This window comes from Nocardia vinacea, assembly GCF_035920345.1.
In the GTDB taxonomy this organism is placed as follows: domain Bacteria; phylum Actinomycetota; class Actinomycetes; order Mycobacteriales; family Mycobacteriaceae; genus Nocardia; species Nocardia vinacea_A.
In genome coordinates, this window is the sequence record NZ_CP109149.1 from 9195657 (window position 1) to 9220903 (window position 25247).

24 protein-coding genes are annotated in these 25247 nt (G+C 65.7%); 17 read left to right on the top strand and 7 right to left on the bottom strand.

Annotation, left to right across the window (positions count from 1 at the left end; genetic code table 11):
* Positions 1 to 349: 349 nt before the first annotated feature.
* Both OIE68_RS41610 and OIE68_RS41615 read right to left on the bottom strand, forming a co-directional pair.
* Positions 350 to 835 carry a zinc-ribbon domain-containing protein gene (locus tag OIE68_RS41610; RefSeq protein ID WP_327096362.1) on the bottom strand — a complete coding sequence of 162 codons (486 nt, stop codon included), beginning with the start codon at positions 833 to 835 and terminating at the stop codon, positions 350 to 352.
* Between the two features lie 262 nt (positions 836 to 1097).
* Entirely contained in the window at positions 1098 to 2333 is a 1236-nt protein-coding gene (locus OIE68_RS41615; RefSeq protein ID WP_327096363.1) for an MFS transporter, read from the bottom strand.
* 88 nt (positions 2334 to 2421) lie between these two features.
* Here OIE68_RS41615 and OIE68_RS41620 point away from each other — a divergent pair, with 88 nt between their 5' ends.
* The 7 genes from OIE68_RS41620 to OIE68_RS41650 all read left to right on the top strand — a co-directional run bounded on the left by OIE68_RS41620 (position 2422) and on the right by OIE68_RS41650 (position 10801).
* Entirely contained in the window at positions 2422 to 3339 is a 918-nt protein-coding gene (locus OIE68_RS41620; RefSeq protein ID WP_327096364.1) for a LysR family transcriptional regulator, read from the top strand.
* Between the two features lie 210 nt (positions 3340 to 3549).
* Positions 3550 to 4608, top strand: a complete 1059-nt coding sequence (locus tag OIE68_RS41625; protein ID WP_327102007.1) for a PhoH family protein — start codon at positions 3550 to 3552, stop codon at positions 4606 to 4608.
* A gap of 64 nt (positions 4609 to 4672) precedes the next feature.
* A complete protein-coding gene (gene ybeY / locus OIE68_RS41630; protein ID WP_040688009.1) occupies positions 4673 to 5227 on the top strand; it encodes an rRNA maturation RNase YbeY in 555 nt (184 codons plus the stop codon).
* The gene (locus OIE68_RS41635) at positions 5224 to 6573 is read left to right on the top strand and encodes a hemolysin family protein (RefSeq protein WP_327096365.1); all 1350 of its coding nucleotides are present in this window, start codon (positions 5224 to 5226) and stop codon (positions 6571 to 6573) included. The genes ybeY and OIE68_RS41635 overlap by 4 nt, the downstream gene beginning before the upstream one ends.
* The gene (locus OIE68_RS41640; protein ID WP_327096366.1) at positions 6570 to 6929 is read left to right on the top strand and encodes a cytidine deaminase; all 360 of its coding nucleotides are present in this window, start codon (positions 6570 to 6572) and stop codon (positions 6927 to 6929) included. Before OIE68_RS41635 ends, OIE68_RS41640 begins: the two co-directional genes overlap by 4 nt.
* Complete coding sequence (gene era / locus OIE68_RS41645) at positions 6922 to 7833, top strand: GTPase Era (protein WP_419150644.1); 912 nt, start codon at positions 6922 to 6924, stop codon at positions 7831 to 7833. Before OIE68_RS41640 ends, era begins: the two co-directional genes overlap by 8 nt.
* Before the next feature lie 118 nt (positions 7834 to 7951).
* A complete protein-coding gene (locus OIE68_RS41650; RefSeq protein ID WP_327096368.1) occupies positions 7952 to 10801 on the top strand; it encodes a hypothetical protein in 2850 nt (949 codons plus the stop codon).
* A 2-nt stretch (positions 10802 to 10803) separates the two neighbouring features.
* On the opposite strand, the gene OIE68_RS41655 is transcribed toward OIE68_RS41650, so the two are convergent.
* Entirely contained in the window at positions 10804 to 12234 is a 1431-nt protein-coding gene (locus OIE68_RS41655; protein ID WP_327096369.1) for an amidase, read from the bottom strand.
* A gap of 162 nt (positions 12235 to 12396) precedes the next feature.
* On the opposite strand from OIE68_RS41655, the gene OIE68_RS41660 reads away from it, so the two are divergent.
* Positions 12397 to 13263, top strand: a complete 867-nt coding sequence (locus tag OIE68_RS41660) for an alpha/beta hydrolase (protein WP_327096370.1) — start codon at positions 12397 to 12399, stop codon at positions 13261 to 13263.
* Positions 13250 to 13849, top strand: a complete 600-nt coding sequence (locus OIE68_RS41665) for a TetR/AcrR family transcriptional regulator (RefSeq protein WP_327096371.1) — start codon at positions 13250 to 13252, stop codon at positions 13847 to 13849. The genes OIE68_RS41660 and OIE68_RS41665 overlap by 14 nt, the downstream gene beginning before the upstream one ends.
* Before the next feature lie 97 nt (positions 13850 to 13946).
* Here OIE68_RS41665 and OIE68_RS41670 read toward each other — a convergent pair whose 3' ends face one another.
* Together OIE68_RS41670 and OIE68_RS41675 are read right to left on the bottom strand one after the other, a co-directional pair.
* Positions 13947 to 14720 (bottom strand): M15 family metallopeptidase, encoded by a 774-nt coding sequence (locus OIE68_RS41670; protein ID WP_327096372.1) that lies wholly within the window; start codon positions 14718 to 14720, stop codon positions 13947 to 13949.
* Positions 14721 to 14741: 21 nt separating this feature from the next.
* Positions 14742 to 15242: an HIT family protein gene (locus OIE68_RS41675; protein ID WP_327096373.1), complete on the bottom strand. Its 501-nt coding sequence runs from the start codon at positions 15240 to 15242 to the stop codon at positions 14742 to 14744.
* A gap of 224 nt (positions 15243 to 15466) precedes the next feature.
* Between OIE68_RS41675 and recO the strand changes: the two genes are divergently transcribed.
* The 7 genes from recO to OIE68_RS41710 all read left to right on the top strand — a co-directional run bounded on the left by recO (position 15467) and on the right by OIE68_RS41710 (position 22093).
* Positions 15467 to 16252: a DNA repair protein RecO gene (recO, locus tag OIE68_RS41680; RefSeq protein ID WP_327096374.1), complete on the top strand. Its 786-nt coding sequence runs from the start codon at positions 15467 to 15469 to the stop codon at positions 16250 to 16252.
* Between the two features lie 190 nt (positions 16253 to 16442).
* Positions 16443 to 17264, top strand: a complete 822-nt coding sequence (locus tag OIE68_RS41685; protein WP_327102008.1) for an isoprenyl transferase — start codon at positions 16443 to 16445, stop codon at positions 17262 to 17264.
* A gap of 13 nt (positions 17265 to 17277) precedes the next feature.
* Positions 17278 to 17706, top strand: coding sequence for a hypothetical protein (locus OIE68_RS41690; protein WP_083897748.1), 429 nt, complete (start codon positions 17278 to 17280; stop codon positions 17704 to 17706).
* Between the two features lie 99 nt (positions 17707 to 17805).
* Complete coding sequence (locus OIE68_RS41695) at positions 17806 to 18768, top strand: ABC transporter ATP-binding protein (RefSeq protein ID WP_327096375.1); 963 nt, start codon at positions 17806 to 17808, stop codon at positions 18766 to 18768.
* Between the two features lies 1 nt (position 18769).
* On the top strand, positions 18770 to 19549 hold the full coding sequence (locus OIE68_RS41700; protein ID WP_327096376.1) for an ABC transporter permease: 780 nt from the start codon (positions 18770 to 18772) through the stop codon (positions 19547 to 19549).
* Positions 19550 to 20236: 687 nt separating this feature from the next.
* A complete protein-coding gene (locus OIE68_RS41705; RefSeq protein WP_327096377.1) occupies positions 20237 to 21394 on the top strand; it encodes a sensor histidine kinase in 1158 nt (385 codons plus the stop codon).
* A gap of 93 nt (positions 21395 to 21487) precedes the next feature.
* Positions 21488 to 22093: a response regulator transcription factor gene (locus OIE68_RS41710; RefSeq protein ID WP_327096378.1), complete on the top strand. Its 606-nt coding sequence runs from the start codon at positions 21488 to 21490 to the stop codon at positions 22091 to 22093.
* 164 nt (positions 22094 to 22257) lie between these two features.
* On the opposite strand, the gene OIE68_RS41715 is transcribed toward OIE68_RS41710, so the two are convergent.
* The gene (locus OIE68_RS41715; RefSeq protein ID WP_327096379.1) at positions 22258 to 22878 is read right to left on the bottom strand and encodes a TetR/AcrR family transcriptional regulator; all 621 of its coding nucleotides are present in this window, start codon (positions 22876 to 22878) and stop codon (positions 22258 to 22260) included.
* 102 nt (positions 22879 to 22980) lie between these two features.
* Here OIE68_RS41715 and OIE68_RS41720 point away from each other — a divergent pair, with 102 nt between their 5' ends.
* Positions 22981 to 23958 carry an ABC transporter permease gene (locus OIE68_RS41720; RefSeq protein WP_327096380.1) on the top strand — a complete coding sequence of 326 codons (978 nt, stop codon included), beginning with the start codon at positions 22981 to 22983 and terminating at the stop codon, positions 23956 to 23958.
* 216 nt (positions 23959 to 24174) lie between these two features.
* On the opposite strand, the gene OIE68_RS41725 is transcribed toward OIE68_RS41720, so the two are convergent.
* On the bottom strand, positions 24175 to 25074 hold the full coding sequence (locus OIE68_RS41725) for a hypothetical protein (RefSeq protein WP_327096381.1): 900 nt from the start codon (positions 25072 to 25074) through the stop codon (positions 24175 to 24177).
* Positions 25075 to 25247 lie beyond the last annotated feature (173 nt).

Here is a 25247-nt window from a genome sequence, read left to right on the forward strand (position 1 = left end):
CGGGCTGCTGTCGGTGGGTGTTGGGGGCGTTGGGGGCGTGCTGCCATTCGACTACGGTCGTCGCGGGCCGACCCTCGATCGGGTCGGACCCTGCCAGGGGCGTTCGGTGCGCCGGGCGGGCTGCTGCTGTCAGTGGGCATGGGGTGCGTTCCGGGGCAGCTGACCTTTGTTGCGTGCGGCGGGGCAAGCTGCCGTTCGGCTGCGGTCGGCGGGCGTACGTCGATCGGGTCAACGCTGCCGGGGCGCGTTCGGCGCACCGGAAGGTGGGTGCTGTCGGTGGGCGTTGGGTTTGTTGGGGGCGTGCTGCTATTCGACTACGGTCGTCGCGGGCCGACCCTCCTCGATTGGGTCAGCGCTGCCACGGGCCGGTCGGCGCGCCGGGGGCGGGCTGCTGCTGCCAGGGGGCGTTCGGCGTGCTGGGGGCGGGCTGCTGCTGCCAGGGCGCGTGGGGTGTGCTGGAAGCAGGCTGCTGCAGGTGGGCGTTAGGTGCGCCAAGAGCGGGCTGCTGCTGCCAGTTGGTGTTGGGTGCGCCGGGGGCGGGCCACTGGCCGTTAGGGCCTGGGGAAGGCTGCTGGTACTGGGCGGAGCCCATTTTCTCGGCGTTGGCGCGTGCGATGAGGCCGGTGACTTGAGGTACGGCGAGGGGTGTCGATGCGCCGCACCAGGTGCATTCCATGTAGTGCTTGTTGCCGAGTGGGAGGATCGGGATGAAGAAGACTGTGAATGTGGTGGCGAGTCTGCGCAGCGCGTGTGCGGCGGGGTTGCCGCAGCGACCGCAGACCAAGGTGATCATGGCGAGCGTGTGGAGACGCCTCTGCCAGCCGAAGATCAGCATGTGAAACCCCCGAAGAAAGAGAATCTGATGTCGGTCACAGTAGGTAATCGGCCAAGCGGCCTATCTAGTTAACAGGCGGCGACCTCTGCAGTCGGCGCATATGGCCCAAATCCTGCGGTGTTATCGGTGGAGCGGTATCCGGCGACCTTGCTCTTCGATTGCTGAAGACGTCAGAGCTCAGGTTGCATACAGCCCTAGGCCCCGAGATCGTTGGCCCGGCCTCGCGGTCATGAGCGCCGACACCGCAGGTGACCGTCGGATATCACGCCGTCGGCGCGGCGCATACTTCGGAAGCGGCAACGGTTTCGACTCCACGGCGAGCGTGAATCGTCAAGTACCACACCAGAACTGCGGCCACGACCAGCAGCGCCCCGACGCAGGCTGCCAGACCGACCCACCCTCCCTTCGTATATGCGATGCCTGCCGTACCGCCGATGATGGCGCTGCCGAGGTAGTAGGTGAACAAGTACAGCGACGATGCGGCGCCACCGGGAGCTATCGTGCCGACCCAGGTGCTCGCCACCGCGTGGGCACCGAAAAACCCTGCGGTGCAAAGTGTTATCCCCAAGATGACCGCGATCAACTGGTCCGGAATGGTGACCAGTATTCCGATGCCCATCAGTGCGACGGAGGCCGCGAGCACACGGTGCTTACCGATGCGATCGGCCCAACGCCCGGCCGCGGCCGAGGCGAGCGTGCCTGCCAGGTACAGCAGGAACACCGAACCCGCGACGGCCGCAGGTAATTCGAACGGTGGCCGGGTCAGCCGATAGCCGAGGAAGTTGTAGATCGAAACGAATCCGCCGACCAATACGAAGGCCAACCCGAACAGCGCCAGCAGGCCGCCACGCTGCAACGGCGCACCGATATCGCGCAGCACGGTGCGCATTCCGGCGGGTCGAGCGACGAACCCGCGCGACGGCGGCAACCCACGCACGAACCAAACGGTGCAACCGGCCGCCGCAACGCCAACCGCGGCCTCGGCCCAGCGCCACGAGGTCAGATCCAAAGCGAATGCCGGAATCAACCGCCCGGACAACCCGCCGATCGACGTGCCCGCGACATAAACACCCATCGCCGCGCCCAACCCGTCCCTACCGATCTCCTCCGCCAAGTACGCCATCGCGACGGCGGGCACTCCGGCCAACGCCACGCCCTGCAGCGCCCGCCCCGCCAACAGCACCTCCAGCGATGGACTCGAGGGCAGCAGCAGACCGATGGCCGCAGACGTCACCGCCGACCCCGTCATCACCCTGGTCCGTCCGATCCGTGCGGACAACGCACTGACCGGCACGATCGCCAGCGCGAGAAACCCGGTGGTCAACGACACGGCCAACGCGGCCTGCGCCGGGGCGACTCCGAATGCCACCGACAGACTCGGCAGCAACGCCTGCGCGCTGTACATCGACACGAAGGTGGCCAGCCCTGCGGCGAACAGCGCGGTAGTGATCCGACGTTCGTGCGATGTGCTGGTCGAACGGATATCCGTGCTGGTCATGGCACCAGCATCGAGACTCGTCCTTAAGAAGGGAAATGAATAGTAATCTGGTTTCTAATGCGCCAGATGCATAAGGAAAGGTCCGTACGTGCTGGGTGACGACCTGCTGTGGTTCACGACACTCGCCGAGCTGGAGCGTGTCGGCGCGGCCGCCGAGCGGCTGCATATCGCCCAACCGACGCTCTCGCGCATGCTGGCCCGTCTCGAGCGCCGTCTCGGCGTCGAACTCTTCGACCGCCACGGAAAACGCATCGTGCTGAACGAATTCGGCCGGACCTACTACGAACACGCCCGTCGTGCCCAGTCCGAACTCGATGCCGCCGCCCAGGCCCTCGCCGACCTGGCTGATCCCGCGAAAGGCGTTGTTCGCCTGTCGTTTCAGCACTCCTTCGGCAGCTGGCTGATCCCGCAACTGATCGGCGGCTTCCGGCGTGGTTCGTCCCGCATCTCGTTCACCCTCTGGCAGGGTGCGTTCGATGCGGTAATCGATCAGATAGTCGACGGCACAGCGGATTTGGCAATCGTGTCGCCCCGTCCGTCGGTCCCGGGCATCGGCTGGCGCAAGCTGCTCGCGCAGCCGCTCGCGCTGGCCGTGCCCGCGGAACATCGGCTCGCCGCCCGCCGACAGATCCGTCTCGCCGATCTCGGCGACGCCGAATTCATCACCATGCATTCGGGTTTCGGTATGCGCCGCATTCTCGACGAACTCTGCGCCGCCGCGAATATCCGCCCCCGCATTGCCTTCGAATCGAGCGATCTGCTCACTGCCGCGGGTCTGGTCGCGGCCGGCCTCGGTGTCGCGGTGTTGCCGCTGGAAGATCCCACGCCCGCAGCCGGTTCGCTATCCGGCATCGTGACTGTCCCGCTCGCCGATGCCGCAGCGGCCCGCGATGTGGGGCTGATCTGGTCGGCGACCGCCCCGCCATCGGATGCGGTGCGTCGATTTCGTGACTTCACCGAGGATTGGGCAGGCCGGCGCGCGGGAATCCAGATGCTACGACGGTGAGTAGCGATCAGCAGGCAATCGCCACGCCCCGCTTCGAGCGATCCGCAAGCAACCGCGAACGGCCGAGGTAGCGGTTTATTCACTGCGTGTTGTCAGTGCGGCGCGTTAAACTTTCATCAACGACGCAGCAATTCGAGACCGGAAAGCAGGCTATAGCCACTTTTGAGAACACAAGGCGAGATCGGCGACCCGACTACCCCCACTGCAGGCATCGGTGCAGACAACAGTTCGGGCCCGGCAGCACGCACCGTGCGTTCCAGTATCGAACTCGCTCCCGAATCCGTGTTCCCGTTCCTCGGTTCGGCCGACCAGAACCTGCGTGAACTCGAGCAGCTGCTGGATGCGGATATCCATGTCCGCGGCAATTCCGTCACCCTCACCGGCAAGGCGGCCGATGTCGCGCTGGCCGAGCGGGTTATTGAACAGCTCGTCGCGCTGACGGGTCGCAATCGAGTGGTGACCCCGGAGGCGGTGCGCCACACCGTATCCATGCTCACCGAGGGTTCCTCGGAATCCCCGGCCGAGGTACTGAGCCTGGACATTCTGTCCCGGCGCGGCAAGACCATCCGGCCCAAGACGCTCAACCAGAAGCGCTACGTCGACGCGATCGACGCCAACACCATCGTGTTCGGCATCGGCCCCGCGGGTACCGGCAAGACGTATCTGGCGATGGCCAAGGCCGTGCAGGCATTGCAGACCAAGCAGGTCAACCGGATCATCCTCACCCGCCCCGCCGTCGAGGCGGGCGAGCGGCTCGGCTTCCTGCCCGGCACGCTCAACGAGAAGATCGATCCCTACCTGCGCCCGCTCTACGACGCGCTGCACGACATGATGGATCCGGAGGCCATTCCGAAGCTGATGGCGGCCGGTGTCATCGAGGTCGCACCGCTGGCGTACATGCGCGGTCGCACGCTGAACGATTCGTTCATCATTCTCGACGAGGCGCAGAACACCACGGCCGAGCAGATGAAGATGTTCCTCACCCGGCTCGGATTCGGTTCGAAGATCGTGGTGACCGGTGACGTCACCCAGGTCGACCTGCCCAATGGCGCGCGCTCGGGTCTGCGCGCGGCGGGTGAGATCCTGACCGGCATCGAAGATATCCATTTCGCCCAGCTGACCAGCAGCGATGTGGTTCGGCACCGGTTGGTCTCCGATATTGTGGACGCCTACGAGCGGGCTGAGGCCGAACGGGTCACCCAGGTCGGACCGCACTATCCGGGCAATCGCGCACAGCGTCGTGCCGCGAGCCGTGGAGATCGGCGATAGTGGGACGGACGTGTCCGGGCCAGCCGCGCGGTGCGGTCCCGGGCACACCGAATACCCTGATCAGGTGAGCATCGAGATCGCCAACGAGTCGGGTGTCGACGTACCCGAAGAAGACCTGGTCAGTGTCGCGCGATTCGTGATCGGCCGGATGGACGTGCATCCGGCCGCCGAGCTGTCGATGGTGCTCGTCGATCTCGACACCATGGCGGATCTGCACATGCGCTGGATGGACCTACCCGGCCCGACCGATGTTATGTCCTTCCCTATGGACGAACTGGAGCCCGGTGGTCGACCGGACAGTGCCGAACCGGGTCCGTCCATGCTCGGCGATATCGTGCTGTGCCCCGAATTCGCCGCCGGCCAGGCCCGCAAGGCCGGTCACTCGCTCGATCACGAACTCGCGCTGCTCACCGTGCACGGCGTGCTCCACCTGCTCGGCTACGACCATGCCGAGCCGGAGGAGGAGAAGGAGATGTTCGCGCTGCAGGCACGGCTGCTCGAGGAGTGGTACGAGAGCCTGCGCGAGGCACAGCGGCGAGCCGAATTGGCCGAGCGCGATGCCCGGCTGCTGGGGAAGGCCGGCTTCACAACGCCCGGTGAGGCGCTAGGCCCCGCGTGAGTTCGCTGACCCTGATCCTGCTGGCGGGTCTGCTCGTCCCGGTCGGTGGGGTGTTCGCCGGAGTCGATTCGGCGCTGAATACCATCTCACCGGCGCGTCTCGACGATATGGTCCGGGCGGAGCGGCCCGGCGCGGTTCGGCTGACCAGGATCGTGGCCGATCGGCCGCGATATGTGAATCTGCTTGTGCTGCTTCGTATTCTGTGCGAGATCTGTGCGACGGTGCTGTTGGCGGCAGCGCTGATTCCGCTGTGGGACGACAATTGGGCGCTGCTGTTCACCGCGGCCGTCATGGTGCTGGTGGACTATGTGGTGATCGGGGTCGGACCGCGCACACTCGGCCGTCAGCACGCCTACTCCATTGCTTTGGCCTCGGCGCTGCCGCTGCAGTTCATCGGCACGGTGCTCGGTCCGGTCAGCAGGCTGCTGATCCTCATCGGTAATGCGATCACCCCGGGTAAGGGATTTCGCAACGGCCCCTTCGCATCCGAGATCGAGCTGCGGGAAGTGGTCGAGATGGCCGGTGAACGCGGTGTGGTGGCCGACGACGAACGCCGCATGATCCAGTCGGTCTTCGAACTCGGCGATACCCCGGCCCGCGCGGTCATGGTGCCGCGCACCGAAATGGTCTGGATCGAGGCGGATAAGACTGCGGCACAGGCGATGTCGCTCGCGGTGCGCAGTGGTCACTCCCGCATTCCGGTGGTCGGCGAGAACGTAGACGACATCCTCGGCGTGGTATATCTGAAAGACCTTGTGCCGTATGCGGATAGAAGTCGCAAGGTGCAGGTGCGCGATGCCATGCGCCCGGCGGTGTTCATGCCCGACTCCAAACCGTTGGACAGTCTGCTCGACGAAATGCAGCGCCGCAGAAACCATATGGCGCTACTGGTCGACGAATACGGCGGCATTGCCGGACTGGTGACCATCGAGGATGTGCTCGAGGAGATCGTCGGTGAGATCGCCGACGAATACGACACCGACGAAACCCCACCCATCGAGGACCTCGGCGAGGGCCGCTACCGGGTTTCGGCACGACTGTCGGTCGACGATCTGGCCGAACTGTACGGCCTGGAAATCGAGGAAGAGGACGTCGATACCGTCGGCGGCCTACTCGCCCACGCACTGGGCCGGGTGCCGCTGCCCGGCTCCAAAGCCGTTGTGCACGGCCTGGTGCTGCGCGGCGAAGGCGGTGCGGACGCGCGGGGACGGGTGCGGGTGCACACCGTCGTGGTGCGCAAGGCGCAGGAGAAATCGCATGCCGAAAAGGTCAACGGCAAGCGCAAAAGTAACGGATCCGAGCGGGAAATCCCGACCGATCGTGATGAGAACGGAGACAGCGAATGACCGAATTGGACGCCGAGGATACCAAACTCGTGGTGCTGGCCAAGGGCGCGCTCGGCCGCACCGGCGGCAACTCGGGCGCGGCCATCCGCGATACCGACGGCCGCACCTACGCGGCCGGTGATGTCGCCCTGCAGTCCCTGCGACTGACCGCCTTGCAGGCCGCCGTCGCGGCCGCGATCTCCAGTGGCGCAGAGGGATTCGAGGCGGCCGTGGTCGTCAGCGGCAAGCTATCGGATGCGGGCGTCTTCGCGGTTCGCGAGGCTTCGCCCGAGGCGCGCATCGTCTTCACCGATCGCTCGGGTGCGGTCTTCGAGATTGTCGACGATGCCGCCGGCGCGGAGGTGCAGGGTGGCTGATACATCCACCGAATTCCGTTCCGGCTTCGTCTGTTTCGTCGGCCGCCCGAATACCGGCAAGTCGACGCTGACCAATGCGCTGGTCGGCCAGAAGATCGCGATCACCTCCTCGCGCCCGCAGACCACCCGCCACACCATCCGCGGCATCGTGCACCGCGAGCACGCCCAGCTCATCCTGGTCGACACCCCTGGTCTGCACCGCCCGCGCACCCTGCTCGGCCAACGCCTGAACGACCTTGTCCGCGATACGTATTCCGAAGTCGACGTGATCGCGCTGTGTATTCCGGCCGACGAGAAAATCGGCCCCGGCGATAAGTGGATCCTGCAGCAGATCAAACAGATGGCGCCGAAGACCACTCTGCTCGGTGTGGTCACCAAGATCGACAAGGTGAGCCGCGACCAGGTCGCCGAACAGCTGATGGCGCTGTCACAACTGCTCGGCCCGGACCACGATGTCGTGCCGGTATCCGCGGTCAAGGGCGAACAGGTCGAGGTCCTCGTCGACGTCATCGCCTCGAAAATGCCGGAGGGCCCGGCCTTTTACCCCGACGGCGAGCTTACCGACGAGCCCGAGGAAACCCTGATGGCCGAGCTCATCCGCGAAGCCGCCCTGGAGGGTGTCCGCGACGAGCTCCCGCATTCGCTCGCGGTGGTCATCGAAGAGGTCCTCCCGCGCGAAGAGAACGAAGACCTGCTCGACGTGCACGCCCTGCTCTATGTCGAACGCTCCTCCCAGAAGGCCATCATCATCGGCAAGGGCGGCGCCCGCCTCAAAGAGGTCGGCACCAACGCCCGCAAACAAATCGAACACATCCTCGGCGCCCGCATCTACCTACACCTACACGTCAAGGTTGCCAAGGATTGGCAGCGCGACCCGAAACAGCTTGGCAAGCTGGGGTTCTGACGCAGGGATTTCCCCGCTGTCGCCGGGACCTCCTCGAACGCTGGTGGCGAAACGTACCGGTCCAGCACCGAAAGGTCTTGTACCGTCGTACTACTGAACCACGGGGGAGGTCACTGCGATGCGAGGTGCCAACGATATCGGCAAGCTCCTGGAGTTGTTGCGGACACTGTATGTGCCGCATGAGCGCCCCCGGGTGCTGCGAACCCTGATGCGTAGGCGGCGCAAGCTGCCGCGCCCGCTGATATGCCTGGTCGGGCCTGCGGCCAACGGTGACTTGCTCACGGAGATCTATCGCTGGCTCGGCGAGTCCGGTGGTCGTCGCGCGGTGCCGCGCGCCCGGGTCGAATTGCACAGTCTGGCAGCGGATGCCATCCGGCCCGCCCCGAGCGCGATCGGCCAGGAGGTGGCCACGCACTGCCTGCCGATTCTGCAGCGGCTGGTCGCGGGGTTCTCCACCGACGACACCGCCATGGGCCCGATTTCGTTCCCGCGCTATCGAACTGCGGACTGGCTCACCAGGCAGCGCGTCATAAGTGATGACACCGAAGCCGCGGTGGAGTTGCGGACTCGGTTGCCGAAGTTGCTACGACTCGGTTCTCGCGACTCCGATATGGGTGGCGAGGTCGGGGACTGGATCACCCGGGTGGTCTTCGCCGTGCTCGCATTGTGGCCGGTGCTGCGGCTGTGGATGTGGATCAGTGGCATGGTGCCGGGGCTGTCGAAGGAGACCCGCTGGTTCATGCGCCAGCGGTATATGGCACCCGAACTATCGGACAGTTTCCTGGGTTTCGCGACTCGGCTGACCGCCCCGCTGCGCAATGACGAGAACGAGGACCAGGTCGCCAAGCTGCTGGTGCACGCATTCCTCGAGGATCTGCGCGACGCGTACCGGCAACGGATCTGGCGGCCGTCGAGCTGGCGTCGCACCGCCTATCCGGTGGCGCTGCTCGACACCATCACGGTGGGTAGCCCCGGTGCCCAACTGCTGCGCCGGATCAACGATATCCGCAATGAGACCGGGATTTTCGATCCACTGGTGGTGGTCGCCGCCCTCGACCACGACCCGCGCGATCTGGAACCCGCGCAGCCGGTGCACGAACTTGCGAGCATCGGCGATCTGCACAGTCTCGACAACCTCGAAAGCCTGGACGACAGACCGGCTTCCGGACCGGTGCCGGATCCGCTGCAGCAATGGCTGCGCGATATCGACAACAGCCGGACCAACCGGTTGTCGGACGCCTGGTACCTGCGATTGGCGTTGCCCGACCCGGCCCACGGCCGGATCGGTGACCCCGACCGCACGCACCTGGCCGTGCCACCGGCGCCGCCCCTTGCCGCCCGCAAATGGTTTGTCACGATCTGCGTGCTGATCCCGGTGGCGGCATTGGTGGCGACGGCGCTGGTGTATGTCCCGGCGCTGCGCGGCGTCCCCTGTTCACACTGGCCGTGGACCTCCGGCATCGCGGTGGCCGAACGCGGCGGTGAATGCGTCGGCTACAGCGATAACGACCGGCAGGTTTTCGCCGACGACCGGGAACTGTCGTCGATGCAGCGGGAAGTGTTCCGGCAGAACAAGATTGCCACCGATATCCGCCGCGCGAATCCGCGGCGTCCGCTGGTTTCGCTCGTCTATTTCGCTGGAATCAGCTACTCCGACAGCAATGTTCGATATCCGCACGCGCAAGTGCAGGAGTTGGCCGGATTGGCCGTGCGGCAGCGCCGTGCTATCGGAGCGCCCGACGAATCGGAGCCGCTGCTGCGCATTGTTGTCGCCAACGGTGGTTCGAATATGCGCGAGGCATCGTGGGTGGTCGATCATCTGCTGGCCGATATGCTGCGCAAGGACACGGGGGTGCTCGGTGTTGTCGGTATGGACCGCAGCACCGCGGAGACGGCGCGGGCGATCGGCAAATTGGGCGATCTCGGGGTGCCGGTCGTCGCGACGACACTGTCGGCCGACGGGTTGGAGGCCGCGTCGCCGATGTTCTTCCAGTCCGTGCCGAGCAATCGGGTCCAGGCCAGGCTGATCGCGGATTACGTTGAGGGAGCGCGTTATCCGGACGGTGAACCGGAAGCCGGACGACGACGTTACGACCGCGTGCTGGTGTACTACCCGAATGTCGCCGACGACGTCTATGTCAACACCTTGGTGAGTGACCTGAACGCTGAACTCGACCGGCGCGGGGTGCCACGCGACAGCCGCAGCTGGGACGTGCAGCAGGAACTGTACGGGTTTCCGGCACCGTGCGAGACGCCGGGTTTCAATCGTCACACGCTGCTGTTCTTCGCCGGGCGCAACGACGACTTCGCTACCTTCGGAAATGCCGTCACCCGGGGGTGCCTGGCCACGGAATCGCCCGCGATCCTGGGTGCCGATACGGTGACGCGCCTGATCGCCGACCCCAAGGCGATGGCAGCGCTACCGGCGAGCCTGACGGTGCGCTACGTCGCCAAGGGGGTGCCCGTAATTCTGGGCGGCGCGGAGTGCGTGCGCGGCAACGGTGTGATCGGCAGCGAAGCGCCCACCCTCGACTTTCAGGAGTTGTGCGGTGAATTGCCCAGGCTCGTAGCGGATCTGGCTGCCTACCCCGATATGGCGCCCTACCATCCGTCGTGGCCCGGCGACCGCACCGGACTGGCCTACGACGTCGCCGGTGTGATCCTGCAGGCGGTCCGTGCCAATCGCGCCCGGCCCGAGCGCGCCCGCGATGTCAATCGCGCCGCCATCGCACTGCAACTGCGCGGCACCGACTATCTCGGAGTCACCGGGACGCTGTACTTCTCCCGAGGTCGAGTGGCCGACGAGTCGACCATCGGCATTCTCGTCGCCACCGGCCTCGGGAAGACCAGTCAGCCGCGGCAGTGTTTGCTGATGTATCCGCAGGGCGTCGTCAACGGCCGGGGTCCGGACGGGTGCCCGGCGGGCACCAAGAGCGATACCGAGGTCTGGACCCTGCCCGATCGCTGAACTCACCACCACGGTTCGGGGCGGTGGCGCTCCCAGTGCAGTTCCGATTCCAGTTGTGCCGCAACGGAAACCAGCAGCGGTTCGGTGTTCGCAGTGCCCATGAGTTGGGCACCGACCGGCAGACCGGTGTCGGTGAAACCGGCGGGGACATTCACCGCGGGCCAGCCGAGCACATTCCAGGGCCAGGTGTACGGGCATGCGGCCGTGATGAGATCGTTGGTGGCGTTGACGCCGATGCCGTCGATCTCTTCGGTGCGTGGCGGGGGAGTCGCGGTGGTCGGGGCCAGCACCAGGTCGTAGTTGCGGAAGAAGCCGCCGATTCGCTTGTGCAGCAACGTTTCCGCCTGACGTGCCGCGAACAGTGCCGGCCCGCTGAGTGCGCGGCCGAACCAGACGTTCGCGGTGGTGCGTGGATCCACTTGTACGCCAGGCATTTTGTCGTAGACGTGTCGGACGCCAGCCAGCGAGCGGGGTAGGAAGGACGCACCGATCATGATCCCGTAGTGCAGATCCGCCACGGTTACCGAATGACCGAGGCGGCGAAGTGTGGTGGCGATGCGCTGCACCGCGACTTCGACCTCCGGATGCAGCGCGGTTCTGGTGGCGGTGAACGGGATTCGCAGCGAGAGGGCGATGCGTAGTCGTCCTGGATCGCGGCCGACGGCATCGGAGACGGTGAGCGGTTCGGGGGTGTGCAGGTCGCCGGGATGCGGTCCGGCGGCGGTGTCGAGCAGCAGTGCGGCATCGGCGACGGTGCGGGCCAATGGTCCGTTCACGGTGAGGCCGTGGAATGCCTCGGCCGCGGGCCAGGTGGAGATGCGGCCGCGCTGTGGTTTGATGCCGACGAGATTGGTCCATGCGGTCGGGATGCGGACCGAGCCCGCGCCGTCGGAACCCAGTGCGGCGGGTACCAATCCGGCCGCGACGGCAGCCGCAGAACCGCCGGATGAGCCGCCCGGTGTGTATTCGGCACCCCATGGGTTGCGAGTGTGGCCGAAGGCGGCGCCGCTGGTGAACGGCAGTTGGCCGAGTTCGCAGGTATTGGTCTTGCCGACGATCACCGCACCGGCGGCGCGCAGCCGTCGAACCGATTCCGCGTCTTCGATTTTCGGCGGGAGCTCGCCGCCGCAGCCGAATGCCGTTGGCTCACCGGCGATATCGGTATCGTCCTTGATCGCAATCGGCACGCCGAGCAGGGGGAGACGTTCGCCGGCGGCCAAGCGCTCGTCGGCCGCGACGGCCTCGGCGAGTGCCTTTTCGCGCCGGACGATGCGGAAGGCATTCAGGGTCGGCTGACTCGCCTCGATCCGGTCCAGTGCGGCGCCGACCGCGGCCACGGAGCTGATCCTGCCCTGCGTGAGGGCGGCCGCGAAGTCGGCGAGGCCGAGTTCGGCGGTCGCGAATGGGTGCAGGGTGGCGTCGGACACCGTCATGTGAGCTCCGTCTCCTTCGATCTTTCGTTGCACGGTAGCGCGGAGCTGGTCAACCGTCCACATCGGCTCCCGAATCTCCACCCCAGGTAGGAGGCCGAGCTGTAGACATACATACCGTATGTATGTAATGGTGGACACGAACTGCGAACACATGGAGGAACCATGGGAATCAGTACGTCACTCGGCCGCACGGATGAGGTGGATCTCCCCGGCGGCCGCATCCGGTATCACGACACGGGGGAGGGCGCACCGGTCGTTTTCGTGCACGGCCTGCTCGTCAACTCCGATCTTTGGCGCAATGTCGTCCCCACCATCGCGGCGGCGGGCTATCGCTGCCTCAGTCCGGACCTGCCGCTCGGCTCACACGAAATCCCGGTCCCCGCAGCGGATCTCACGCCCACTGGGGTTGCCGATCTGATCGCCGACTTTCTGGAGCGACTCGACCTCACCGACGTCACCGTTGTCGCCAATGACACCGGCGGCGCGATCACCCAGGTGTTGCTGACCCGTCGTCCGGAGCGGATCGGCCGCGTCGTACTGGCCTCGTGCGACGCCTACGAGGCTTTCTTCCCGCCTGCCTTCGCGGCGCTGCCGGTGCTGGCGCGGGTACCCGGCTCGCTGCGGCCGCTGACCGAGTTGATGCGGATCCGTGCGCTGCATCGTCTGCCGATCGCCTTCGGCTGGGTGACTAAGCGCCCGGTCCCGCCGGAGATCGCCGACTCCTACCTGCTGCCGAGCCGGAATTCGGCGGCGATCCGCAAGGATCTGCGCCGGTTCCTGAAGACCGTGCATCGCCGCTACACGCTCGACGCCGCTACCCGATTCCCGTCGGTGCGGATTCCGGTGCTGATCGCATGGGCTCGCGAGGACAAGATCTTCCCGGTGAAATTCGCGGAACGCCTGGCCGCCGACCTGCCGAACGCGACCCTGAAGTTCATCGACGACTCCTACACCTTCCTGTCCGAAGATCAGCCCGAGTTGCTCTCCGAAACGATTCTGGAGTTCACTCGGGCGCATGCAACGCCGTAGTCAGGAGGATCGCTCCCGTGCCACCCGAGCCGCGCTCGAGCAGGCCGGTCGCCGGTTGTTCGCCGAGCGCGGTTTCGCGGCGACCTCGGCAGAGGAACTCGTGACCGAGGCGGGAGTCACCCGCGGCGCTCTGCACCACCACTACGGCGATAAGCGCGGTCTCTTCCTGGCCGTGCTCGAAAAAATAGAGGTCGAGACCACGCAGGAAATCGAAAACGCCATCGGAGCAGGTAATCCCGATGACATTGTCGCCTCGATGGCCATCGGCCTGAATGTCTTCTTGGAGATATGCCAGCGCCCGGAGATGATCCGCATCACCCTCTACGACGGCCCCGCGGTCCTCGGCTGGCAGGCATTTCGCGAATTCGAGGCGCGCCATGGGCTGGGGTTGGTCATCGCCCAATTGGAACGCGCCCGTGACGCGGGGCTGATCGCCGACGCGCCGATTCAGGTCCTGGCCCAGCTGATCTTCAGCGCGGTCACCGAGGCGGGACTCATCGTCGCCCACGCCACGGATAAGGACGCCGCCCGAGCGCAGGCACAACAGTCCCTGATGCTGCTGATCGGCGGCATTCTCCGCACCTGACGTATGTGCGGTCGCGCGGGTGTCGCATAACTAGTGGTTTCCTCGCAGAGGTCGCGATTTGTGTGCGGTGACCACTAGCTATGCGAGGGTGGGCATGTCATTGGATGGGGAAGTCGAAGTAGGTGTTGGGGAAGGGCTCGCTCTTCAAGGTGAAGTGCCACCATTCCTCTGGGAGGTTTTTGAAACCGTGCTCGTCCATGAGGGTCGTCAGTAGTTCTCGGAGGGCGCGCTGGGTGGCGCTCGGTGCTGGGTTGGCCGTGTGCGCGAGCGGGTCGAAGCAGTCGTAGCCGGTGCCGAAGTCGAGGCTGTTGTCCCGGAAGCGCTGGTCGGCGGGCAGTGTGCAGGCGCGCAGCGGATCACCTCCGTGATACTGCTCCTGATCGGCGGGTGGTAGCGCGACGATCGTGAGATCCAAGGTGCTGCCCCGGCTGTGCCCGGACTTCTCCGCGATGTATCCGTCCCGGAACAGATTCGCCTTGTCCACCGTCGGATAGAACTCCGCCCGCATCTTGGTATCGCCGAGATCCTTTGCCCAACTGACGAATTGGTCCACCGCACGCTGCGGTCGAAAGCAGTCGTAGGTCTTCAGCCCCAACCCCATCGGCCGCAATTCCAGCTGCACTTCGGCAAGGGCCGCAGCCGCCTCTTTCGTCAACAAGCATTTGGGCGCTTCATACCCATTGATCCGCCCACCGATGAAGTTGTGCTCCCCGAAGTACCGCGCATCGACAATGATCGTCGGATCCAACTCCGTCACCGAAACGAACGCCGACTCATCAGCGACAGGCGAACTCGGCTTATCCCCACATCCCGCGACCCCGACAGCCGCGATCGCCGCCAAAACCACTGAGCAGAACCGAATTCCGCGCATCCGCAGATCATAGCTGCGGATCTACGTTCCCGAACCGAGTTCCGCCCGCAACCGCCCACCCAACTCCGCCGCCTCCGCCTCCGACCAAGGGATCACCCCGTTCTCCGCCATCAACGCATGAAACTGCTGATGCTCATACGGCGTTCCAGGAGTGAGCGGCTGCACATGCCAGTGCACATGCGCATTTCCCTGCTGGCTGCCGAGCGAGAGCAGATAGGTGCGCTCGGACGGCACTACGGCTTCGACAGCGCGCGCGACCCGATGAACCACCGCCTGCAATCGCAGGTACGCATCCTGATCGAAATCGCGAACCACATGCTCGATATGCGCCTTCGGAGCCACCAGCACGTGCCCGTACATCGTCGGATATCTCCCGAGAAATGCGATATGCGCGCCGTCATCGAATACCACCTCGTGCTCCGACCCGGGTGCACCCGCGACCAGGTCGCAGATGAAACAAGGCCCTGACCGAACCCGCTCCTGATATCCCGCCGAATCGAACGGCATCCGATCCACGTGCACGATTCCTCCCCGGGTAGATCAGTCACGATAGTGCCCGGACCGAGGGCGAGCGCGTTGGTTCGAGCGGAGCGTCACGTTGTCGGCAAGACCAGGGATTCGTGGACGCCATCGGCTATCCGCTCGATGACCAGTGAGGTGTTGTTCGATCAGCCGCAAATGGCGTGGATGCGTTCCGATGGTCGCGTCTGGGGGTGGGGGTCGGGGGTTCGTGGGAGGATGGCGGGGTGCGGTTGTACAGAGACGAGGCGGTGGTGGTTCGCCAGCATAAGCTGGGGGAGGCGGATCGCATTGTCACGTTGTTGACGCGGCAGCACGGGTTGGTGCGGGCGGTGGCCAAGGGGGTGCGGCGGACCAAGTCGCGGTTCGGGGCCCGTTTGGAACCGTTCGCGTATGTGGACGTGCAGCTGCATCCGGGGCGCAATCTCGACACGGTCACCCAGGTGCACACCATGGAGGCATTCGCCGCCGATATCGTCGACGATTATGGCCGCTACACCACGGCCTGCGCGGTACTGGAGACCGCGGAGCGGCTGGCGGGTGAGGAGCGCGCACCCGCGCCGAAGCTGCACGCATTGACCGCGAGCGCGCTGCGGGCGATCGCCGCCAAACAGCGCCCGCACGAGCTGATCCTCGACGCATACCTGTTGCGCGCCATGGGTTTTGCGGGCTGGGCGCCCGCGCTGGACGAATGCGCGCGCTGCGCGACACCCGGCCCGCATCGCGCCTTCCACGTCGCGGCGGGCGGTGCGGTCTGCGTGCACTGCCGCCCGCCAGGGTCGGCCACTCCGGCCCCGGGCGTGCTCGACCTGCTGGTCGCTCTGCTGAAAGGCGACTGGGATTACGTCGAGCAGGTCCCCGATCAGATCCGCAGACAGGCCAGCGGCCTGGTCGCGGCGCATCTGCAGTGGCATCTCGAGCGTCAGCTGCGCACACTTCCACTGATCGAGCGTTCGCGTTCGGCAGACGGAACGACCGGGCTGGAGTCGTCAACCGCCGCACAGGTGGGCTGAGGAGGCGAGACGTCGTCGCATTCTTGCCCGCGTACCCGTCCGAACCAGGGCAGACCGCTGATGATCTGGGCATAGACCGGCATCATCGAATCGGAGCCGTATCCGACCCGAACCGCATGACGAGCGCCGTCACCGGGTATCGGTGGTCCGCACAATCCCTCCACAACCATCAGGCAGGATAGGTGCCGTGATCCTCCGTCGAGACTCTGCCGCGTCGACCAGGTCGACCAGCGCACGGTCGGGTGCCGAACGCACCGTCCGCCCGCCGTCGCCGCATCCATCGGGGGCGACGCCGCCGGAACTGCCGCCGGAGTTGGTGCCCAATCATGTGGCGCTGGTGATGGACGGCAACGGTCGTTGGGCGCAGGAGCGCGGGCTGCCGCGCACCGCGGGGCACGAGCGCGGCGAGGCGGTCCTGATGGACACCGTCGAGGGCTGCATCGAGATCGGCGTGAAGTGGCTCTCGGCCTACGCCTTCTCCACCGAGAACTGGCGGCGCAGCCCGGATGAAGTGCGCTTCCTCATGGGGTTCAACCGGGATGTCATCCGCCGCCGCCGCGACGAGATGCACGAAATGGGTGTGCGAGTGCGCTGGGCGGGGCGGCGACCGCGCCTGTGGCGCAGCGTGATCAACGAACTCGAGACCGCGCAGGAGCTGACCAAGGACAACACGGTGATGACCCTCACCATGTGCGTCAACTACGGTGGTCGCGCCGAAATTGCCGATGCGGCAAGGGAAATCGCGCGTCGCGTGGCCGCAGGTGAGATCGATCCGGAGCGGGTGACCGAGGCGACGATCACCAAATACCTGGACGAGCCGGATATGCCGGACGTCGACCTGTTCCTGCGCCCGTCCGGCGAATTCCGTAGTTCGAACTTCCTCATCTGGCAGTCCGCCTATGCCGAGTTCGTCTACCAGGACACGCTGTTTCCCGATTTCGACAGGCGCAACTTGTGGGAGGCCTGTCTCCAGTACGCTTCGCGTGACCGCCGCTTCGGGGGGACCAAGTGAACGGCGGCAGCAAATGAACGGCGGCACCGATATGGACGCAGCAGTCACCCCCGAACAAGAGCTACAGGCCCGCGCCGGCGCCTGCCTATCGCTCTACGACGTCGATGTGCGCGTCGACCCGGAGGGTTCGATCGGCTTCGAATACCAGGGCGCGCTGTGCTCGTTGCGCGCGGTAACGCTGGCACCCGGCCTGGATGTGCTGACGCTGACCTGCGTGCTGGCCTGGGACCGCCCGCTCAAGCCGCAGCTGCACAAACGAGTCGCCGAGCGCAACAGCGCGATTCAGTTCGGTTCGATCACGCTGATCACCCGTGGCAACCAGGCCGATGTCATGCTGCGCTACACCTTCCCGGCCGCCGGTCTGGACGATCAGGCGCTGGCCACCATGCTGCTGCTGGTGCTCTCCGGCGCGGGTAAGGCGAGGCAGGGATTGCTGCCCTGAGTTGTCGACCGCATAGCCGCTGACCGCATGACAGATGTCATGGCAGGTTCGTGACACACGTGCGAGGTACCGGCCCCCGGTTTGCGTGACCGTTGAGCCATGACATCGGCACTGACATCCACGGCCATCTTGGCCGCGGCGGGCGGCTCGGGCAGGCACCGGGCGTCGTCCGCGATCGAACTGCGCGACCTGCACAAGAGCTTCCGACTCCCGGGCGGTGGCGAGGTGCATGCCGTCGACGGACTCGACCTGGTGGTCGCGCCGGGGGAGATCATCGCCTTCCTCGGCCCCAATGGCGCGGGTAAGACCACCACCATCGATATGCTGCTCGGGCTGGCAACGCCGGACTCCGGCAGTGTCCGGGTTTTCGGCGGCCCACCAGCGGAAGCGCTTGCGGCAGGCCGTATTTCGGCGGTCATGCAGTCCGGCGGCCTACTACCTGATCTGACTGTCGCCGAGACCGTGCAACTGGTGGCCACCCTGCACGCGCATCCGCGTTCGGTCGATGCGGTGCTCGCGCGCGCCGGTATCGCCGATATCGGCGGTCGGCTGGTCGGCAAATGCTCGGGCGGCCAGAAGCAGCGGCTGCGCTTCGCACTCGCGCTGCTGCCGAATCCGGACCTCATCGTGCTCGACGAGCCGACCACCGGCATGGATGTCGAAGGACGTCGGGAATTCTGGAATGCGATGCGCGAGGATTCCGATCGCGGCCGCACCGTCCTGTTCGCCACCCATTACCTCGACGAGGCCGACGCATACGCGGATCGGATCGTGCTGGTGCGTGCGGGTCGCGTCGTCGCCGACGGCAGTGCCGCCGAGATCAAGAACCTGGCCGCGGGACGCGCCGTCAGTGCGACACTGCCCGGTGCCGATCCTGCCCGCCTGCTCGCGGTCCCGGGCATCGATGATGTCGAGCTGCGCGGTGACCGAATCATCGTGCACACCAAGGATTCCGACGCCATCGCCCGCTATCTGCTCACCGAGACCACCGCAGTCGATCTCGAAATCACCTCGCACAATCTCGAATCCGCATTCCTGGCGCTCACCACCGGAGACAATTGAAATGACCACCCTTGCCCCACAGCCTGTTTCGACGCGCATCTCACTCGGCGGCTTCAGCCTCGGCTTCTTGCGCCTGGAACTGCGCCGCATGCTGCGCAATCGGCGCACCATGATCTTCACGCTGGTCATGCCGCCGCTGTTCTTCGTCATCTTCGGCCTGCAATCCGATTACCGGACAGAGTCATTCGGATCGGGCAATGTGACCGGCTATGTAATGGTGTCGATGGCGGTGTACGGCGCGATGCTGGCCACCACCAGCGGCGGCGCCATGGTCGCGATCGAACGCGCGCAGGGCTGGAGCCGCCAATTGCGGCTCACCCCATTGCGTCCCGTCGCCTACATCGCCACCAAGGTCGCCGTCGCGATGGTGCTCGGGCTGGTCTCGGTTACTGCGGTCTTCGTCATCGGGGGAATCTTCGGCGCCCACCTGACGGTCACCGCCTGGGTGAGCTGCTTCCTGCTCGCGTGGATCTGCTCGCTGGTCTTCGCCGCCTTCGGCCTGTTCGTCGGCTACCTGCTGCCCTCGGAGAATGTCATGCAACTGCTCGGTCCAGCCCTCGCGGGCCTGTCCTTCGCGGGCGGCCTGTTCATGCCGCTGCACGGCTGGTTCGAGACGGTCTCCAAGATCTTCCCGACAAACGGCGTCGCCACCTTGGCCCGCATGCCCTTCGGCGACACCAGCACAGCATCGATCGCGCTGGCCATCCTCAATGTCGTCGTCTGGGCCACGATCTTCGTCGGCGGCGCGGCCATTCTGTTCCGCCGTGACACCGCGCGTTGAACGATCGGGCACGACCAGCCGCCTGCCCAGGAGGGTGGGCGGCTGTGCCGTGCTCAGTGCCCGCGGCCAGTGGCCCTACGGTGCCGGGTCCGCCGTGACGTGCTGGGCGGTGTTGTGCGGTGGCGTCGTGCGAGTTGACCACGTGATGCGAGGTTGCCGGGCGCGGCTCTTCAGCGATTCCGCATCGGCGGGCAATACGGTGTCGCGCGGCCAGGAGGCTGGGCGGGTGTGCCGTGCTGGGCGGCTGTGCCGTGCAGGTGGCACGCCGTGCACGGGGCTGACATGCGAGTCGGGTACACGATGCGGTGTTGGTCGGGCGTTCGGACGGGGAGGCGGTGGCGTGCGAGGCAGTTGCGCGATGCGGAGTGGCGATGTGGCCCCTGCCCGGCATATGGAGCCAAGAGGAGATGGTGTGTCGGGCGCTGTGCGAGGCAGCGTTAGTGCGCGCTGTACGAGGCGGCGTTGACGTGCCAGGCGACAGTCACATGCGAGGCGGCGGGGTGATGCCGGGCGGTCATCCTGGGTCGGTTGGCGCGGCGGAGCCGCTCGGCTGGGGAGATCGTGCGGGGCGTGGGTTTCGGCGGCGCGGACGAGTGAGGGTTCGGTAGCGTCGAGACTCGTGATCGACCACTGTGCGCGCAATCGGGGTCTGGGTTCGGCGTGCGTGCTGTTGGTTTGGGAGTGCCGATGCGGGTGAAGTCCGTGCTGCGGGGTGGTGCGGCATCCGAATTACTCGATCGGGTGGTCCGCGACGGCGGAATCGGGGCGAACGGGAAGCGGCGCGGATGGTTCGGCGGGTTCATGTCGGTCATCTGGCTGTCGTACATGATCGGACCGATCATCCAGAGCTGGCAGGACGCGGATCAGCCGACGGCGAGTCTGGCGACCGCGACACTGCTCGCGTACGCGGCGCTGATCGTCGGTTCTTTTATTGTCTTCCGGCGGACCGATGGCACCAGCCGGTTGGTGGAGCGTCCGGTCGATCGGCGCATGTGGCCGGTGCTCGTCGGTATGACGGCGTGCAGCGCGGGGTTGATGGCATTGCTAGGCGCGGTCGCACTGCCGACATTGATCTTTGTCAGCGTGATCGCGATCTTTCATATGCCCTCGCGGGAATCCGGTTATGTCGCGTTCACGGTGACGCTCGCGATGTTGCTCGTGCCGATGGTGCTGCCGAGCCTGTCCGGGGTGCCGTTCTACGTGTCGTTCGTACCCGCCCTGATCTGGATGGCCAGGCAGTTGGGCGTGCGTGGCGAGCGGTTGGCCGAGCTGGCCCGACGGCAGCAGGCCGAACTCGCGATTGTCGAGGAACGCAACCGGGTCGCGCGCGACGTACACGATATCCTCGGCCACTCACTTACCGTGATCACGGTGAAAACCGAACTCGCACAACGTCTTATCGATGTGGATCTGACGCGGGCGAAGGCTGAGATGGCCGATGTCGAGCGGCTGGCGCGGGAGGCGCTGGCTGGAGTGCGGGATACCGTCGGCGGTCTGCGTGAGGTATCGCTGCGCGGTGAATTAGCCAATGCGCGAACCGCACTGGCAGCCGCCGATATCGACGCCGCGCTGCCGGATGCCGTACCCGATACACGCCACAGCGAATTGTTCGGTTGGGTGCTGCGCGAGGCGGTCACCAATGTGATTCGGCACAGTGCCGCACGACAGTGCACGGTCACGGTGACCGATACGAGCATCGAGGTCGTCGACGATGGTCGCGGGCTGGGGACCGTCGAATCCGGGTCGGGACTGTCCGGCCTGCGCGAACGGGTGCGGGCCGCTGGGGGAACATTGACGCTGTCGTCCGAGGGAGGTGTTCGTGTTCGTGCAACGGTGCCCGAGTGATCCGGAAATGGGTTTGCACTCGTGCAGTTTCCGCTGCGATTCGGCCGAAAGTGCACGCTCAGGCCAATTCCCGTCGTCGAAGGACCACCTCGCATGATCCGTCTGCTCCTCGCCGACGACCAGGCACTCGTCCGTGGCGCACTCGCCGCACTGCTCGGCCTGGAATCCGATCTGGAAGTCGTCGCGGAGGTCGGCCGCGGTGACGAAGTCCTCGATGCGGTCGCGCGCACCACACCCGATGTGGTGCTGCTGGATGTGGAAATGCCGGGCATGGACGGCATCGCGGTCGCGGCGCAACTGCATGCCGCTCATCCGGATCTCCGTATCCTCATGGTTACGACCTTCGGCCGTCCCGGCTATTTGCGGCGCGCAATCGATGCGGGCGCAAGCGGATTCGTCGTGAAGGACACCCCGGCCCGCGAACTCGCGGACGCGGTGCGCCGAGTCCACATGGGCTTACGCGTTGTCGATCCCGCCCTCGCCACCGAAACCTTGACCGTCGGTACTTCGCCACTGACAGCCCGCGAACGGGAGGTCCTCGCCGCCGCGGCCGACGGTGCTACCGCCGGCGCCATCGCCAAACAGTTACACCTGTCGGAAGGCACTGTCCGCAACCACCTTTCATCCGTCATCGGCAAAACCGGAACCAGCACCCGCGCCGAAGCCGTCCGCGCCGCCGAACGCCTCGGCTGGCTCTGAGCGCTCGGCGGGTGGCAGCCGGACTGTGCTGCCGCATAACCAATGCCTACCTTGCGAGGCTGCAACTAGTGCCAGGTAGCAACTGGATATGCGACCGTGCCTCGCTCTGACTGAGGCGCCCGCGGATCCGAGGCTCGCGTCGAACGGCCGGAGTGCACCTCGGACTATGTGTCGCCCGTGTGGGCGGCCAATTGGCCGAAGGGCAGCAGGGTCGCGACGCCGCGAGCCAGGGTTTCCGGATCCACGTCGCCGATGATCAAGTGCTGCAACATGAATCCCGGCACCAAGCCGATGATCGCCGTTGTGACCGCGTGGATATCGGTATCGGGCGGTAACCAGCCGACCTCCACCATGCGTTCGACGTATTCGTACCACCGATCGCGCATCGCGCGCACGGCGTCCTTGACGTATTCGGCTGCCTCCTCGTGCACCAGCGCCAGCGCCCACGCCTGCGGTGCGAGCCGGACCGGACCTTCCGGACCGCTGCGCTCGACTACGTACTCGGCGATGACCCGGACGAGCTGGGCCGGCGTCGGCAGCGGATCGGACCGGATTGCCCTGGTCATCGTGGCGCGCAGCTCGACCGTTGTCTCGGCGGCCAGGGCGGCGATGATGTCGTTCTTGCTCTTGAAGTACCGGTAGACCGCCCCGGCCGAGAGGCCCGATTCGGTGAAGATGTCCTGCATCGAGGTCTCGTAGAAACCCTTGCGGGCAAAGCAGAGCTGCGCGGCGTCGAGGATCTGCTGCCTGCGACGTTCCAGGTGTTCTTCACTGACTCTGGGCATGACTCCAAAGTAAAACGAATGCTCGTTCTTGACAACCTCGAGAGGTCGTGCGACGGTATCCACATCGAAAGAGAACGGTCATTCGATTTTCGGGAGAACGTCATGAATACAATCCAGCGGGCAGTCGGTGTCGGCGTCGCTGCGGCCCTGCTCCAGGCATTGATGTTGATCGCCTTCGCCTGGCCAGCGGCCCATATCGCGCCGCGCGATCTGCCCATCGCCGTCAGCGGCCCGCAGGCCGCCGTGGTCGCCGACAAACTGACCCAGCACGATCCCGATGCCTTCGATATCAGCAACCCCGCCGACGAAGCGGAGGCGCGCGAGGCGATCGAGAACCGGGACGTCTACGGTGCCGTCATCACCGGCGGCGGCGCCCCGCGCGTATTGGTCGCCTCCGGCGCGAGTCCCGTTGTGGCACAACAGCTCACCGCGATTGCCCAGCAGCTGTCCGGTGCGCCGGCCCCGGCGGTCGAGGATGTGGTGGCCGCCGATCCGGACGATCCGCGCGGCACCGCCTTCGGGGCGATGGTATTGCCGCTGGTCATGTCCGGTATCGCGGCGGGTGTCGTGCTCAGCCTGTTGATTCCGTCGGTCGGTGGTAAGACGATCGGACTGATCACCTTCGGCATCGCGGGTGGGCTGTTGAGCATCGTGATCATCCAGGCCTGGATGTCGGTTGTTCCCGGCCCCTATCTGACGCTGGCCGCCGTCGCGGGCTTGGTGTCCTTCGCGGTCTCCGGTGCGGTCGTCGGCCTGTCCAGTGCGATCGGCCGCGCGGGCATCGGTATCGCCGCCCTGACCATGCTCCTGGTCGGCAACCCGTTCTCGGCCGCGACCTCGGCTCCGGAACTGCTGCCGCAGCCGTGGGGAGCCATCGGCCAACTGCTGCCGCCGGGCGCCGCCGCATCACTGCTGCGCTCGGTTGCCTTCTTCGACGGCGCCGCCGCCACCAAACCACTTGTGGTCCTGGGCATCTGGGCTCTCGCCGCACTTGCCCTCTTGGGTGTAGGCGCACTTCGCGAACGCCGTTCGGCTGCGGAGTCGACCCCGGTCCGCTCCGGCGACCCGGTCGCCGTCTGATCCCAAAACGCTCCGAAATCGACTGCAGGCCGCCACTACCGGGTAATCCGGCGGTGGCGGCCTGTGTCATGTGTCAGCCGCGACGCCTCGCGTTCACGGCGTGAGCGATCCGTATCCCTGGAACCCGCACTTGTTGTGCGCGCCTATAAAGGAGCGGCGAGACAAGCGGGCCAGCGCCGCTCGAGTTATCCGAATGATATTGGCCCGCTGGTATTCTCAGGAGATGGTGAAGGAGAAATTCGGGGCGCTGCTCGCACCCTTCTCCGCGTCGTAGGCCACCACGTAGGTACCGGTGGGCGGGGACGGAACCACGAAAACGACGTAATTCTTTGCGTTGTCGATAGTTTCGTTGGTATTCAGCAGTTCGTTGATCGGCCCGCGGATATCGGCCGGAATCGTTTGGCCGTCCAGGGTTTTCACGGTGAAGTAGTCGTAGAAGACATTCAGTCCGCCCGCCGAGATCCCGGGTCCACCGATGATCTTGATGCGCAACGAGAGATCCATCTTGTCGCGCTCGTTCTTGGTGTAGCTCGGAGCCAGTGTGCCGCCGGTGATTTCGATCGTCGTCTGATCCTGCACCAGTTTGCCGGTGACATTCAGCGTCTTCGGCGCGACACCTTCGACCTGAGTCGAGGCCTTCAGTGGAATCTTGGTCTGGTTATCCGAGGCCTGTCCGTAGATCGCGGTAATGGTGTCGAGCAGGTGCTCGGCATCGTGCAGCGTCTTGACCGACGTGGTGACATTTCCGGTGGCCGAACCCTTTCCGGGCACAGTCGGCGAGTCGAAGCTCGCTCCGGCGTCGATCTCCTTGTCGACCTGCAGGTAGGTGTTATTGCTGATCGTCTTGTTGTCGGGCGTGGTGTTCTTGTAGGTGATATCGATCAGCACCTTGGCGCCGCCGAACTCGTCGGGCACCACGGTCGCTTTGTCCACCGTGATATCGAAGCCCTCGTACCATCCGGTCTTGCCGATACTGCGGACGGTCGACTGACCGTTTTTCGCCCCCGGCTGCCCCTGGCCGACGGTGCTCTGCGCGGCCGCCGACGTGGTCGGTCCCGACTTGGCGTCCTTGTCGTTGCACGCGGTCATGAGCAGGGCGGAGCTGCCGATGAGCACGGCCGCTCCGATTGTGGTGATTTTCCGGCGTCTGTCCGCCGCAAAAATGGTCGATCGCACGCTGCCTCCCAGAAGATTTCGATCTCAGTGCGCGACGCCCGGAACCCCCGGACGTTATGTGATTCGCAGTGAAATCTTCCTCGGCACCGGCGCCGTTAACTGTGTGACTGTCG